Raw genomic sequence first — 13,863 nt, forward strand, 5'->3', positions numbered from 1 at the left:
GGCGGCTTTACGCTGCCTGCCTCCCTGCCCGCTGTCTGCTTTATTCCCCGTTTTTTCTGCGGGAAGCTTTACGCAGGTAACGCCAGCACAGTACCACGGCCAGTGTAAAGAGAAGGATCCGGGTAATGTTAGAATAGGCTTTGAGATATGACTGGATCGTATTCCAGGAAGAGCCCATAAAGGCACCGAGCGATACGAGGAATATGTTCCAGACAGTGCTTCCGACTACGGTATAGAAGAGGAAGAGCGGGAGCTTTATTCCTGCCATGCCGGCGGGGACGGATATCAGACTCCGGATAATCGGTACGCACCTTCCGAACAGGATAGCCTTCTGCCCGTGCTTTTCAAACCAGCCGGTCGTCTTTTCCACGTCCTTTTTTTCGAATCCAAGCCTTCGGAGCGCCTTTGTCCGAAGCAGAGCTTCCAGTCTTGGCGGCGTGAGCAGGCATCCCGCTTCGTACAGTATCATGGCCCCGGTAGTAGAGCCGAGAGTAGAGAACAACACAACTCCCGGGATAGTCATATCCGTGCAGGTAGTCATAAATCCCCCGAAGAAGAGGATGACCTCAGAGGGGATAGGTGGAAATACATTTTCAACGATAATGAGAAAACAGATGCCTAAGTAACCAAACTGGTTCATGACCTGAATAACAAATTCCTGCATATAATTGACCTGCCATTGATTAATCTATCCAATATATATGACGTGGCAGGCAAGGACAATGACAATTTATTTTATGAAGGAAGCGGCTGGCAGAAAAAAGCACCGTGACATTCCCGCGGCAGGATGATAAAATATACTTATTGGACTTCAGATGTCTAATCAAGGCAATTTAAAATAATCTTTAGGTGGACAAAGAGAGAGGTGCAGGGATGAGACAGGCCGCATTATTTTTTGATATTGACGGAACTTTGCTGAGCGAGAATACAAGGGAGATACCTCAGAGCACGCTGGACGCGCTCCGAACCGCCAGGGGGAACGGACATCTTGCCTTTATTAATACCGGCAGGACTTATGGATGCCTGCCGCCGGAGACGGTCCGGATGCAGCTGGACGGATACTTGTGCGGATGCGGCACTTACATATTATATAAGGACGAGGTGCTGCTTGAAAACCATATTCCGAAAGAGAGGGGAACCGAGCTGATCGACTGTATGAAAAGGTGTAACCTGGAAGGCCTTTGCGAAGGCACGGAAGACGTATACTTTTCCAACAGGATATCCCGGTTCGAGCAGATAGAGAGCATGCGGAGATACTTCGCGCTTGCAGGTCTTGGCACCGAGTGTGCCATGGAGGAAAAGAACTTTATATATGACAAGCTGCTCGTGTATACAGACAGCCAGAGCGATAAGCAGGCTTTCCTGGACTTTATAAGTGCGGATATGGAAGCGATAGACCGTGGACAGGGCATCTATGAGTGTGTTCAGAAGAGATACAGCAAAGCGACGGGCATACGGTTTATCATGGAACGCCTCGGGCTTGATAAGGACCAGATATACGTGTTCGGTGACAGCAGCAATGACCTGTCCATGTTTGAATTTGCAGATCACGCTGTGGCAATGGGCGTGCATGATGCCGTCCTGGAGCCGTATGCGGAGCATATCACGGGAAAAGTGGAAGAGGGCGGAATCAGAAAAGCTATGGAGCATTATGGACTTATATAATGTACGGAGGCGGACGAAGCGATTCGTGCAGATGGCGTGCGGTTTTTTGTTTCTGAACGTACTTATATTCTGCACGGTGTTCCGCAAGCCGGATAAAAGATGGAAAAAGAATACCTACGACTGTGCAATCGTGTGTGGCTATCACGCTGAGGAGGACGGATCTCCTTCTCCGGTCATGAAGTCAAGAGTGGAAAAGGGCGTCTCTTTGCTGCGGAAAGGGAAAGCGGACTGTCTCCTGCTGAGCGGGGGAGCAGTGTTCAACTCCTACGTGGAGGCGGAAGTCATGGAAACGTATGCGCTTGAACTTGGAGCCTCGCAGGACATGCTGTATACGGAGACACAGGCCGTAAGCACTTATCATAATATGATGTATGCCAAAGAGGTTATGGACAAGCATGGCTTTAAGGACTGTATCATCGTGACGAATGGATGGCATCTGAGGAAAGCTGATCATTATGCGAGAAAGTTCCACCTTGACTATGTCATGTGCGAAGCGGACGATCCGGTGGAACAGACGTGGCTGTGCGGAGCTTCGTTCTACATGAAGACGTGGTGGAACATGTACAGCAATCTGTTCAGGGGGTACTGGTAAGCGGAGGAATCCTTGCACGGTGGGATGCGGATTTACATATATTGATATAAAAGACAGTTTCGAGGATTTTAAATGTTTTACGTGAAAGCAAAGGACGGGGTGAAGCTGGCCGTGTATGTATATAATCCGGAATGTACAGAGACGGTATTCTTACTGCACGGCTGGCCTTTATCCCACGAGATGTATGAGTATCAGATTCCGCTTCTTGTACAGAATAACTACAGAGTGGTGCTCATGGATATCAGAGGTTTTGGGAATTCGGACTCCCCGGCATGTGGTTATGACTACGACACGCTTGCGGATGACGTGTACAGGGTAGTACGGGCACTTAAGCTATACCGTTTCGTGCTGACCGGCTTTTCCATGGGTGGCGCGATCGTGCTGCGTTATATGAAGAATTACCGATCTTACGGTGTAAAGAAGCTGATACTTCTTGCGGCGGCAGCGCCGTGCTGGACGAGAAGGGCCGGGTTTCCGTATGGCCTGACGAAAGAATATGTAGACGGCCTCATCTGCATGGCAGAGACGGACCGTCCGCAGCTGGCAAGAAATTTCAGCCATGAGCAGCTCTTTGCCAGCTGCCAGAGTGAGGCGGCAAAAAACTGGTTCGAGCTCATTGCGCTGTCCGCGTCTGGAATCGCGACGATTGAGACTGCATACTCCCTTCGGGATGAAGACGGCAGAAAAGACCTTGACGCGGTGCGGGTGCCGACCACTCTTATCCATGGGACGAAAGACACGGTCGTATCGAACGATCTTGTGAAAATACAACATAAATGCATCGAAGGTTCTAAGCTCTATCAGCTCGATAAGAGCGGGCACGGAATCGTATATGACCAGCTGGAGGAATTTAACTGTATATTTATAAAAGAAGTAGGAAAGCTCTAAACAGGCGGACAGCGTGCAGCGGTGAAGATTCATTTTATGAGTCGGCATGGCTGCATCCTGTCCGTATTTACCTGATGCAAATCGGGGCATCCAGGGAAAGGCTTCAGTATAAGAGGAGGAAGTTATGGGAGGACAGCAGTGCCCGGAAATCCACTATAAGAAAGACGGGGGCAGGGTAGTCCTGACGGGCTGCTATGGTATAGACGGGAAATTATATATACCTGATGAGATAGAAGGACAGACGGTAGATGGGATAGGACCTTATGCATTTTCCGAGGCAGGAACGGAGGCGGATAACGTATATTTAAGTCCTGAGGCCGGGTATCTCAGCAATCGGCACAGAATCTGTGCGGAAGAGGTGGAAGAGATCCGTCTTCCGGGACAAGTCCGCGAGATAGGCAGATATGCATTTTACCGGTGCAGGAATCTGAAGAAGCTTATACTGTCCGACAGCCTGCTCGACATCGGCGGGGGAGCATTTACCGGGTGTCGTCTCAGGGAGGTGGAGATACATTTTTACAGAGGAGAGAAGTCTGCTCTGAAGTCTGTCGTGGATGAAATCCGCTATGCCGTGCACGCGGTACTGTATCATCATGTAGCGGATAATAAGGTACAGATGGCGAGGCTTCTCTTTCCGGAGCATTATGAGGAAGCTGTAGAGAATACACCTGCCCGGCTGCTCGTGACACACCACCACGGTTCCGGCGGATATTACCGGCAATGTTTTTACAGCCATGAGGTGGATTATAAAAAATATGACGAGCTTCTTCCTTATGCGGTAGCGGAGGAAAAAGAAGAGACGGTGATTGAACTTGCCTTCGGCAGACTCATGTACCCTTATCGGCTATCGGAGACGGCAAAAGCAGCTTATATGAGCTATCTTGGGGAGCATATGGAGGCTGTGGGAAGATATGTGGCGGAGCACGAAGCGTTCGATGAGACAAGGTTCCTCTCCAAAGAAGGATGCTGGTCATCAGGGGCTCTTGAGGAAGCCGTCACGAAAGCTTCTCAGCTTAGGCGTACAGAACTGGTCGGTGTGCTGATGAACGAGAGGCAGAAGCTGCCGGCGGGAAAGAGAAAACGATTTGAATTATAATCAGGAAAGAGGGTGCAGACAATATGGATGACATGCAGAAGATTACAGAACAGCTCGAGACCGTTGGACGTCAGATCCTTTTCACGTCCAGAAACGAACTTTACATGAAGATGCGTTTTCTCGACGTGGCCCTCTGCAGCTTTTCTTATATCATGGACGAAAATATAGAGACAACGGGTACAGACGGATTCGCGATTTATTTCAATCCCCGTCATCTCGGAGGCATGTACAGGACGGAGAGGATACTCGTCAACCGTATATACCTTCATATGGTGCTGCACTGTATCTTCCGGCATATGACAGGAAGAAAAGGACGGGATTCCAGATACTATGACCTTGCATGTGACATCGTGGCAGAGTATATTATAGATGGGATGCGGCACCGCTGTATCTTGAGAAGGCGTTCCGTCCTCCGCAGAGAGGTATACCGGAGGCTGGAAGGAAAGATGAAGGTGCTGACGGCCGAGAAAGTGTATAGCGCGCTGACGGAGCGGGAAATGGGCGGGCGGGAGCTTATGCGGCTGGAAGAAGAGTTCAGAATCGACAGCCATAGCCGCTGGCCGGATGAGGATGACAAGAAGCAACAGCAGCAGATTCAGAACAAGTGGCAGGATATCAGCGAACAGATGGAGACAGATATGGAGACGTTCTCTAAAGAGGCTTCTGCTGATTCGGGACATCTCATAGACCAGGTGAAAGTGGAGAACCGCCAGCGGGCCGACTACCGCCAGTTCCTGCGCAAATTTTCTGTACTGAAGGAAGAGGTGGCGGTGGATCCGGATTCTTTTGACTATGTGTTCTACTCATACGGACTTGAACTGTACGGCAACATGCCGCTCATAGAACCGCAGGAATGGCGTGAGGTACAGAAGGTGGAAGAGTTTGTGATTGTCATTGACACATCGATGTCATGTTCCGGAGAGCTGGTGAAGAAGTTCCTGGAAGAGACTTACGCGGTGCTCAGCGAAAATGACAGCTTCTTCCGCAAAGTAAACATCCATATCATACAGTGTGACGATACGGTGCAGACAGATGAGAAGATAACAGATGAGGAAGAGCTCAGGCGCTATATGGACAATCTGACCCTGTACGGCGAGGGAGGAACCGACTTCAGGCCGGCGTTCACTTATGTGGACCAGCTTTTGAAGGAACGGGCGTTCAGCCGTCTGAGGGGACTTTTGTATTTTACAGACGGCCGGGGGACATATCCGTCGAAGATGCCGCCATATGAAACGGCATTTGTATTTTTCAATGAGGATTATGAAGACACAGACGTGCCTCCGTGGGCGATGAAGCTTGTGCTGGCGCGGGAAGACATAGAAGGAGACAGCAAATGAATATAAAACGTGCGAAGAGAGAGATAAAAGATTCGATAGAGGCCTATCTGAAAAAAGATGACTTTGGCGAGTATATGATACCCGCGATCAGGCAGAGGCCGATACTGCTCATGGGCCCGCCGGGAATCGGCAAGACGCAGATTATGGAACAGATTGCTAGAGAATGCGGTATCGGGCTTGTCGCCTATACGATTACGCACCACACGAGGCAGAGCGCGATTGGCCTTCCCTTCATCCAGGAGAAAGAATACGGGGGAAGGAAATACTCGGTGACCGAGTATACGATGAGCGAGATCATATCTGCGGTATATGACAAGATTGAGCAGACGGGAATGCGGGAAGGCGTCCTGTTTATCGATGAGATTAACTGTGTGTCGGAGACGCTGGCGCCGACGATGCTCCAGTTTCTCCAGTGCAAGACGTTCGGCAACCAGAGGGTGCCGGAAGGATGGATCATCGTTGCGGCAGGGAATCCGCCTGAATATAACAAATCGGTCAGAGACTTTGATGTCGTAACGCTGGACCGGATCAAGAAGATAGACGTGGAGGAGAACTTTGAAGTCTGGAAGGAGTATGCATATACGGCTGAGATCCATCCGGCGGTCCTCGCGTATCTGGAACTGAAAAGGGAGTATTTCTACAAGATAGAGACGACGGTGGACGGCAAGATGTTTGCCACCGCCAGAGGATGGGAAGATCTGTCCCAGCTGATCAAGACTTATGACGTGATTGGGAAGAAAGCGGACAGGGAGGTGGTATACCAGTATATCCAGCATTGGAAGATTGCAAAAGACTTTGCGAATTATCTGGAATTGTTTGCGAAATATAAGAAAGATTACGGGCTGCAGAAAGTGCTGGACGGGCAGTATGGCAAAGATGTACTGGAGCAGCTCAAGTATGCGCCTTTTGACGAACGCCTCAGCGTCGTCGGAATCCTGACGGGAAAGCTCGGTGAACTGTTCCGGGACTATGTCATGACGGACCGGTATGTGACGCTCCTGCACGGCTATCTGCTCAGGATGAAGGAGGGAGATACGCTGGCAGCCGCCACTGCCGCCGCCCAGGAAGAGCACGACAGGCTTCGGAAAGCCGAGCAGCTAAGCCGGCGGGAGGAGGAGATTTACAGAAGGATGCTGGGTACGCTGGAATCATACGGGCAAATGGTCAGAAAAGAGCACCTGCCTCAGGAAGCTGTATTCGGCCGGGTAAAGGAAGCGTTCCGGAAGGAGGCCGGCTTGAGAGAAGCAGCCGCCGCAAGAGCGGGCAAGGCGCTGGATCATGCCTTTGATTTTATGGAGGATGCGTTCGGGGACAGCCAGGAGATGGTGTCTTTCATCACAGAGCTGAACACGAATTACTACAGCATCCAGTATCTGAAGGAATATGGCTGTGATAAATATTACCGTTATAATAAACGACTTCTCTTTGACGAGCAGCATGAGGCTATCATGAGCCGCCTGGACGAAGTGGAAGAGAATATGATTAACCTTTGAAAATAAGCCGGAATGTGATATGATAGAGGAAACTGTAACTGAAATTCTATTTGATGTGGCAAGGTAGGGGTATGGACAAAAGACACAAAATATTAATTGTAGATGATACGGAGATGAACAGGTCGCTGCTGTCCGACATGCTCGGTGACGAATATGAGATTGCGGAGGCGGTAAATGGCCTGGAGGCGGTGCAGTATCTGCAGAAAAATGAAAATGACATCGCAATCATTCTTCTGGATATCGTAATGCCGGAGATGGATGGTTTTGAAGTGCTTGCGATGATGAATAAAGGGAAATGGATTGAGCACATTCCGGTCATCATGATATCGGCGGAGACGTCGTCAGCCTATATCGACCAGGCCTATGACCTTGGCGCGACAGATTATATTAGCAGACCGTTCGATGTGAAGACGGTCCGGCGCAGGGTCAGCAATACGATTATGCTGTACGCAAAGCAGAAGATGCTGCAGAGCATGGTGACGGATCAGATTCTGGAAAAAGAGAAGAATAACTATCTTATGGTAGAGATTCTAAGTACGATTGTCGAGTTCCGTAACGGTGAGAGCGGGCTTCATGTCATGCATATCCGCATTATCACAGAAATACTCCTCAAAGCGCTTGTACGCCATACGGAGGAGTACAGTCTCAGCAGCGCGGCTATCGCTCTTATCACGAACGCATCCGCTCTGCACGACATCGGCAAGATATCCATAGCGGAAGAGATATTGAACAAGCCCGGTAGGCTGACGAAAGAAGAATTTGAGATTATGAAGACCCATTCCGCCATCGGGGCGGAGATGTTAAGAAGCGTGCCGAACCACCAGAACGAGGGGCTTGTTAAAGTGGCTTATGAGATATGCCGCTGGCACCACGAGCGGTATGACGGAAAAGGATATCCCGACGGGCTGAAGGGAGAAGAGATTCCGATAGCGGCGCAGGTCGTGTCGCTTGCCGACGTGTACGATGCTCTTACGAGCGTACGCGTCTATAAGCCTGCCTATGCCCACGAGAAGGCGATGGAGATGATACTGCACGGAGAGTGCGGTGCATTTAATCCTGTCCTGCTGGAATGCCTGATTGAAGAGGGAGACCATATTTCCAGAGAACTGAAGGTGCGTTCCCTCGGTGGAACGATGCACAATGAGATGAGGAATATTACATCTGAACTTCTGGAAACCGGCGGAATAACGGCTTCGGACCGTACGCTGAACCTTTTGGAGCAGGAGCGGATAAAGTACCAGTTCTTTGCCTCCATGTCCCAGGAGATACAATTTGAATACAATGCGGAGACAGATATGATCATGCTGTCCGAGTGGGGTGCCAACTATCTCGGAACAGACGAGATAGCCCTCCATCCTATGGATAATGCCATGATAGTCGAGATTATAGACCGTGAGGACCTGTGCGAGATACAGAGGAACTTGCGAAGCGCCACTCCGGCGCATCCTGTCGTCAGCGGCATATACCAGCTGCGTATCCAGGGCAGGGAGCGCTGGTGCAAGCTGATAGCCCGTGCGCTTTGGAGCGACGAGGAGAAGCGGATCTATAGCGGCTCTATCGGCAAGATGATCGATGTTCATGAGGAGCGGCTGGAGATGAACATGCTGAAGCAGGCCGCGGCCCAGGATATGCTCACCTCGCTGTATAACCACGCGAATGCACAGAAGATCATTACTGCTATGCTGAAGGAAGATACGGACTGTAAATATGGGCTGATCTTGTTCGACCTGGACTTTTTCAAGAACGCAAACGACCAGCACGGTCATCTGTTCGGGGACCGGGTACTGAAGTTCGTGGCGAAGAAGATACTCCAGAACATAAGAAGCGAGGATATAGCGGCAAGGGTCGGCGGGGATGAATTCCTTATCTTTGCCGAGTACAGGGACGATTTCTCTTATGTCGTCAACCGCATCTTTGATTCTCTTGCGGACTATTATTATAATTTTAAGATATCCATCAGCATGGGCGTTGCCATATATCCGAAAGACGGGACTACATATGAGAAGCTGTTCCAATGTGCCGATCAGGCTTTATATTCATCCAAACAGGAGGGGAGGAACCAGTTCAAGTTCTACGAAGAATCCATGGAGAGCTGCCTCTCCGTCATCTCTCCTATGGATAATGAGATTGATGACTAAGCTTAAGGCCCTTGGAGTGCTGGCAGCGGTGCTGCTCCTGTATGGCTGTTCTGCGGCCGGCTCCGGACGGAAGAACGGTGACACCGCGGAGACGGAAGGCGCCGTGCATGAGGAGCCCGCCGGGAATACTTATAAGTTTGTCGATGTAGAGGGCGCAGAGTATGAGGCGGCTTACATCGAGGGACTGCCGCTGTGCGGTTATGATTACGGGCGGCTGAAGGAGAAGGACGGCTTCAAGTATTATACGGATAAGGATGGAGCGAGGATATCCAGGACCGGGATTGATGTCTCTGAATTCCAGCAGCCGGTGGATTGGGGCAAGGTCAGCGCAGCGGGGATAGAATTTGCTATGGTGAGGGTCGGATACCGGGGATACGGCAGTGCCGGAAAGCTTGTGGAAGATAAGATGTTCCGGTCACACATGGATGGCGCCCTCGGGGCAGGGCTTGCCGTGGGGGTCTATTTCTTTTCCCAGGCAGTGTCGGAGGAAGAGACGCTTGAGGAGGCGCAGTTCGTACTGGACCGTATCCGAGGGTATGACATTACATATCCGGTCGTGTTTGACACGGAAGAGATAAAGGACGATACGGCCCGGACAGACGGTCTGGACAGGGACCAGTTTACAGACAACTGTATCGTTTTCTGTGACCGGATAGAAGAGGCAGGCTATGACAGCATGATATATGCCAACATGAAATGGATGGCGTTCACGCTGAACCTAGAAAGACTTGCAGGCTATGCCAAATGGTATGCGGATTATGAACCTGTCCCCCAGTGCCCGTATGAATTCGCCATGTGGCAGTATACAGAGTCGGGAAAGGTTCCCGGGATTGGCGGGAATGTAGATTTGAACGTGTATTTTGAGAACGATTAACAAATGGTATTTTTTGTTGACAAGGCACCTGCCAGACAGTATAATATCAACTATCGGTAAGGGAGTAGTTGGCGCCTGGGCGTAGTATTGTCAACATGCTGATGAGATACATCTGGCATTACTTTAAATAATGAGACTTATCCGTGGATACGCCACGGATGGGTCTTTTTTATAGTATGGGAAGCTCTTCGTTCTGATACTAAAGCTAAAATAAGGAGAGATACAATATGGCATTGTACGAATTGTTTATCATTGCAGTAGGGCTGTCGATGGATGCGTTCGCGGTTTCTGTCTGTAAGGGCCTCGCCATGAAAAAATGCACTTGGACGAAGGCGGGCGTCGTCGGTTTATATTTTGGACTGTTCCAGGCAGTTATGCCGTTTGCAGGATATATGCTGGGAGTACAGTTCAAGGAAGTGATAACGTCGGTGGACCACTGGATAGCATTTATACTGCTTGGCATTATCGGGGTAAATATGATGCGGGAAGCACGCGGCGCCTGTGACAGCTGCGAGGATACGGACGAATCCCTCGATGTGCGCACGATGCTCGGGCTGGCGGTGGCGACGAGCATTGACGCGCTGGCAGTTGGAGTTACATTTGCGTTCCTCCATGTCTCAATCGCCCCGGCGGTGAGTTTTATTGGCGTGATTACATTTACAATATCTGTCGCAGGTGTTAAAATAGGCAATGTATTCGGAACGAAATATAAATCCAGAGCGGAGCTGGCAGGCGGGGCAATCCTCATCCTTATGGGGTTCAAAATCCTGCTTTCTCATCTGGGAATATTATAGGAGAATGTATATGAAGTGGAATCAATTTCGTTTAAAGACGACGACGGAAGCGGAAGATATCGTGAGCAGCATGCTGATGGACCTGGGCATACAGGGCGTGCAGATAGAGGACAGGATACCTCTTACGCAAGGGGACAAGGAGCAGATGTTCGTAGACATCCTTCCGGAGATCCCTGAGGATGACGGGTCGGCATACCTGACTTTCTACCTCGGCGAAGAGGAAGACACGCAGGCCATTCTCGGGCAAGTGCACAAAGAGCTGGAAGATATGAAATGCTATGTGGATGTGGGGACATGCATGATAGAAGAATCACAGACCGAGGATGTAGACTGGGTGAACAATTGGAAACAGTATTTCCACCAGTTCACGATTGATGATATCCTTGTGATTCCGTCCTGGGAAGAGGTGGAGGAGAAGGACAGCGGCCGCCTCGTCATCCATATCGATCCGGGAACCGCGTTCGGGACCGGGATGCACGAGACGACGCAGCTCTGCATCCGGCAGCTCAGAACATATGTGACGCCGGATACGGAGATCTTAGATGTGGGCTGCGGAAGCGGAATCCTTGGAATGCTGGCGCTCAAGTTCGGCGCCAGATATTCGGTGGGGACGGATCTTGATCCATGTGCCATCGATGCCACCCATGAGAATATGGAAGCGAACGGAATCGGCAGAGGACAGTATGAAGTCATGATTGGAAATATCATTGATGACGGACAGGTACAAGATAAGGTCGGATATGACCGGTATGATATCGTCGCGGCCAATATCCTGGCGGATGTGCTCGTGCCGCTTACGCCGGTTATCCTTCCGCATCTGAAGCCGGGAGGAATCTATATTACGAGCGGCATAATTGAGGAAAAGGAAGCGGTGGTTGTAGAAGCCGTGGAGGCAGCCGGGCTTACGGTACTGGAAATCAACCATCAGGGAGAATGGGTCTCTGTCACAGCAAGAAAGAACCAGGAGAAGTAGGATGCAGCATTTTTTCGTAACACCGTCCCAGGTCAGGGACGGCCTGATCTTTGTGAAAGGACGGGATGTCAACCATATGAAGAATGTCCTGCGTATGAGGCCGGGCGAGGCTGTGGCCGTCAGTGACGGCGACAACCGGAAATACGTGTGTACTGTGGACCGGTACGAGGAGGGGCACGCTGTCTTACGCATATGTGAGGAGCAGCCGGAAGACACGGAACTTACGTCCAGAATCTGTCTGTTCCAGGGACTGCCAAAGCAGGACAAGATGGAGCTGATCGTACAGAAAGCTGTGGAGCTCGGTGTCTCGGAGGTAGTGCCTGTCGTGACAAGGCGTTCCGTGGTAAAGCTGGATGAGAAGAAGGCGGAGAAGAAGACGCAGCGGTGGCAGAGCATTGCCGAGAGCGCGTCCAAGCAAGCCGGACGTGGCTATATCCCGAAGGTTGCACAGGTGGCTGGCTTCGCGGAGGCGCTTTCACAGGCCTCCAATCTGGATGTGCTGCTCATACCTTATGAGCTGGCAGAGGACATGCAGGAGACGAAAAAGGTCATAGCTTCGATTGTACCCGGCCAGTCTGTCGGCGTGTTTATAGGACCGGAAGGCGGATTCGAGCGGGAGGAAGTCGAGGCAGCCATAGAAGCGGGGGCCAGGCCGATTACGCTTGGCAGACGGATCTTAAGGACAGAGACAGCAGGGTTAGCAACTTTGTCTGTACTTATGTTCCATCTTGAGGGGTACTGACATAATCTATTATTGAGAATAAAAAGCAGGAAGTGGAATTATGAGAGAAATATATTTGGACAATTCTGCAACTACGAGAGCTTATGATAGCGTGGGGGACCTTGTGCGCAAGGTGATGTGCGATGATTATGGCAATCCATCCTCCATGCATGCGAAGGGCGTGGAAGCGGAGAAGTATATAAAGCAGGCCAAGGAAAGACTGGCGAAGCTGTGGAAAGTTCAGGAAAAGGAGATATTTTTCACCTCCGGCGGGACAGAGAGCGACAACCTGGCCCTTATAGGTGCCGCAAGGGCAAACAGCCGGGCGGGGAAGCATCTCATAACATCGTCCATAGAACATCCGGCCATCATCAATACGATGCGATTCCTGGAGGAAGAGGAAGGGTTCCGGGTGACATTTCTGCCAGTTGACAAATATGGAAGAATCCGCCTGGATGCTCTGAAGGCCGCTTTGTGCGATGAGACAATTCTCGTGTCGGTCATGTATGTAAATAATGAGGTTGGGTCTGTACAGCCTATTGACGAGGCGGCAAGCATCGTCAAGGCATATAACCGTAACATACTATTCCATGTGGACGCGGTGCAGGGCTTTGGAAAGTACCGCATATATCCGAAACGTATGAAGGTGGATATGTGTTCCATCAGCGGACACAAGATACATGGTCCGAAGGGAACCGGCGCCCTCTATATCGGGGAACAGGTGAAGATAAGGCCTGTCATATACGGCGGGGAGCAGCAGAAGAACATCCGGTCAGGAACCGAGAACGTGCCTGGAATCGCAGGTCTTGGGCTGGCTGCAGAGACGATTTATACGAATCTCGACGAAAAAGTAGCATCGATGAGGAACTTGAAAGCACATTTCATAGACGGAGTCCGCAAGATTGACAATACGACCATCCACGGACTGTATGACGAGACATCCGCCCCTCATATCATCAGTGTCGGGTTTGCCGGAGTCCGCAGCGAAGTGCTGCTGCACGCGCTGGAAGAAAAGGGGATATACGTGTCATCCGGTTCCGCATGTTCCTCCAACCATCCCGGAATCAGCGGGGTGCTCAAAGGAATAGGCGCAGAGCAGGAATACCTGGACGCCACGCTCAGATTCAGCATGTCCGAATTTACGACGAAAGAAGAGATTGACTATACGCTGGACACACTATATAATATAGTACCAATGCTAAGGAAATATGTCAGACAATAACGAAAAATATGAAAGGGGTCAGACCCCTGCGAAGCCAGGGGTCTGACCCCTTTCAAAATTCAGAGAGGAT

At 50.6% G+C, this 13,863-nt stretch carries 13 protein-coding genes; 12 read left to right on the forward strand and 1 reads right to left on the reverse strand.

Annotated elements, in window-relative coordinates; translation table 11 throughout:
- Window positions 1-40: 40 nt before the first annotated feature.
- The gene (locus tag HMPREF0980_RS02200) at window positions 41-664 is read right to left on the reverse strand and encodes a DedA family protein (protein ID WP_049727504.1); all 624 of its coding nucleotides are present in this window, start codon (window positions 662-664) and stop codon (window positions 41-43) included.
- 209 nt (window positions 665-873) lie between these two features.
- On the opposite strand from HMPREF0980_RS02200, the gene HMPREF0980_RS02205 reads away from it, so the two are divergent.
- The 12 genes from HMPREF0980_RS02205 (at window position 874) to HMPREF0980_RS02260 (ending at window position 13,793) form a co-directional block, all read left to right on the forward strand.
- Entirely contained in the window at window positions 874-1,665 is a 792-nt protein-coding gene (locus tag HMPREF0980_RS02205; protein ID WP_049727505.1) for a Cof-type HAD-IIB family hydrolase, read from the forward strand.
- On the forward strand, window positions 1,652-2,257 hold the full coding sequence (locus HMPREF0980_RS02210) for a YdcF family protein (protein ID WP_198146142.1): 606 nt from the start codon (window positions 1,652-1,654) through the stop codon (window positions 2,255-2,257). The genes HMPREF0980_RS02205 and HMPREF0980_RS02210 overlap by 14 nt, the downstream gene beginning before the upstream one ends.
- Window positions 2,258-2,329: 72 nt before the next feature.
- Window positions 2,330-3,145, forward strand: coding sequence for an alpha/beta fold hydrolase (locus tag HMPREF0980_RS02215; protein ID WP_049727506.1), 816 nt, complete (start codon window positions 2,330-2,332; stop codon window positions 3,143-3,145).
- A 124-nt stretch (window positions 3,146-3,269) separates the two neighbouring features.
- Window positions 3,270-4,241 carry a leucine-rich repeat protein gene (locus tag HMPREF0980_RS02220; protein ID WP_049727507.1) on the forward strand — a complete coding sequence of 324 codons (972 nt, stop codon included), beginning with the start codon at window positions 3,270-3,272 and terminating at the stop codon, window positions 4,239-4,241.
- A gap of 32 nt (window positions 4,242-4,273) precedes the next feature.
- Complete coding sequence (locus tag HMPREF0980_RS02225) at window positions 4,274-5,578, forward strand: vWA domain-containing protein (protein WP_049728295.1); 1,305 nt, start codon at window positions 4,274-4,276, stop codon at window positions 5,576-5,578.
- Entirely contained in the window at window positions 5,575-7,071 is a 1,497-nt protein-coding gene (locus HMPREF0980_RS02230; RefSeq protein WP_049727508.1) for an AAA family ATPase, read from the forward strand. Before HMPREF0980_RS02225 ends, HMPREF0980_RS02230 begins: the two co-directional genes overlap by 4 nt.
- 71 nt (window positions 7,072-7,142) lie before the next feature.
- Window positions 7,143-9,209 carry a GGDEF/HDGYP domain-containing response regulator gene (locus HMPREF0980_RS02235; RefSeq protein WP_049727509.1) on the forward strand — a complete coding sequence of 689 codons (2,067 nt, stop codon included), beginning with the start codon at window positions 7,143-7,145 and terminating at the stop codon, window positions 9,207-9,209.
- The gene (locus tag HMPREF0980_RS02240; protein WP_242847322.1) at window positions 9,202-10,083 is read left to right on the forward strand and encodes a glycoside hydrolase family 25 protein; all 882 of its coding nucleotides are present in this window, start codon (window positions 9,202-9,204) and stop codon (window positions 10,081-10,083) included. The genes HMPREF0980_RS02235 and HMPREF0980_RS02240 overlap by 8 nt, the downstream gene beginning before the upstream one ends.
- Before the next feature lie 227 nt (window positions 10,084-10,310).
- The gene (locus HMPREF0980_RS02245; RefSeq protein ID WP_049727511.1) at window positions 10,311-10,877 is read left to right on the forward strand and encodes a manganese efflux pump MntP; all 567 of its coding nucleotides are present in this window, start codon (window positions 10,311-10,313) and stop codon (window positions 10,875-10,877) included.
- 10 nt (window positions 10,878-10,887) lie between these two features.
- Entirely contained in the window at window positions 10,888-11,850 is a 963-nt protein-coding gene (gene prmA, locus HMPREF0980_RS02250; RefSeq protein WP_049727512.1) for a 50S ribosomal protein L11 methyltransferase, read from the forward strand.
- A gap of 1 nt (window position 11,851) precedes the next feature.
- Window positions 11,852-12,592, forward strand: coding sequence for a 16S rRNA (uracil(1498)-N(3))-methyltransferase (locus HMPREF0980_RS02255; RefSeq protein WP_049727513.1), 741 nt, complete (start codon window positions 11,852-11,854; stop codon window positions 12,590-12,592).
- A gap of 40 nt (window positions 12,593-12,632) precedes the next feature.
- Entirely contained in the window at window positions 12,633-13,793 is a 1,161-nt protein-coding gene (locus tag HMPREF0980_RS02260) for a cysteine desulfurase family protein (RefSeq protein WP_049727514.1), read from the forward strand.
- The last annotated feature ends 70 nt before the right edge of the window (window positions 13,794-13,863 follow it).

This window comes from Dorea sp. D27 (assembly GCF_001185345.1).
Lineage (GTDB): Bacteria > Bacillota > Clostridia > Lachnospirales > Lachnospiraceae > Extibacter.

What these genes read in the sequence shown, in the direction of transcription:
- HMPREF0980_RS02200 (WP_049727504.1), bottom strand. Translation starts at nt 664, where the DNA reads ATGCAGGAATTTGTTATTCAGGTCATGAACCAGTTTGGTTACTTAGGC.
- HMPREF0980_RS02205 (WP_049727505.1), top strand. Translation starts at nt 874, where the DNA reads ATGAGACAGGCCGCATTATTTTTTGATATTGACGGAACTTTGCTGAGC.
- HMPREF0980_RS02210 (WP_198146142.1), top strand. Translation starts at nt 1,652, where the DNA reads ATGGACTTATATAATGTACGGAGGCGGACGAAGCGATTCGTGCAGATG.
- HMPREF0980_RS02215 (WP_049727506.1), top strand. Translation starts at nt 2,330, where the DNA reads ATGTTTTACGTGAAAGCAAAGGACGGGGTGAAGCTGGCCGTGTATGTA.
- HMPREF0980_RS02220 (WP_049727507.1), top strand. Translation starts at nt 3,270, where the DNA reads ATGGGAGGACAGCAGTGCCCGGAAATCCACTATAAGAAAGACGGGGGC.
- HMPREF0980_RS02225 (WP_049728295.1), top strand. Translation starts at nt 4,274, where the DNA reads ATGCAGAAGATTACAGAACAGCTCGAGACCGTTGGACGTCAGATCCTT.
- HMPREF0980_RS02230 (WP_049727508.1), top strand. Translation starts at nt 5,575, where the DNA reads ATGAATATAAAACGTGCGAAGAGAGAGATAAAAGATTCGATAGAGGCC.
- HMPREF0980_RS02235 (WP_049727509.1), top strand. Translation starts at nt 7,143, where the DNA reads ATGGACAAAAGACACAAAATATTAATTGTAGATGATACGGAGATGAAC.
- HMPREF0980_RS02240 (WP_242847322.1), top strand. Translation starts at nt 9,202, where the DNA reads ATGACTAAGCTTAAGGCCCTTGGAGTGCTGGCAGCGGTGCTGCTCCTG.
- HMPREF0980_RS02245 (WP_049727511.1), top strand. Translation starts at nt 10,311, where the DNA reads ATGGCATTGTACGAATTGTTTATCATTGCAGTAGGGCTGTCGATGGAT.
- prmA (WP_049727512.1), top strand. Translation starts at nt 10,888, where the DNA reads ATGAAGTGGAATCAATTTCGTTTAAAGACGACGACGGAAGCGGAAGAT.
- HMPREF0980_RS02255 (WP_049727513.1), top strand. Translation starts at nt 11,852, where the DNA reads ATGCAGCATTTTTTCGTAACACCGTCCCAGGTCAGGGACGGCCTGATC.
- HMPREF0980_RS02260 (WP_049727514.1), top strand. Translation starts at nt 12,633, where the DNA reads ATGAGAGAAATATATTTGGACAATTCTGCAACTACGAGAGCTTATGAT.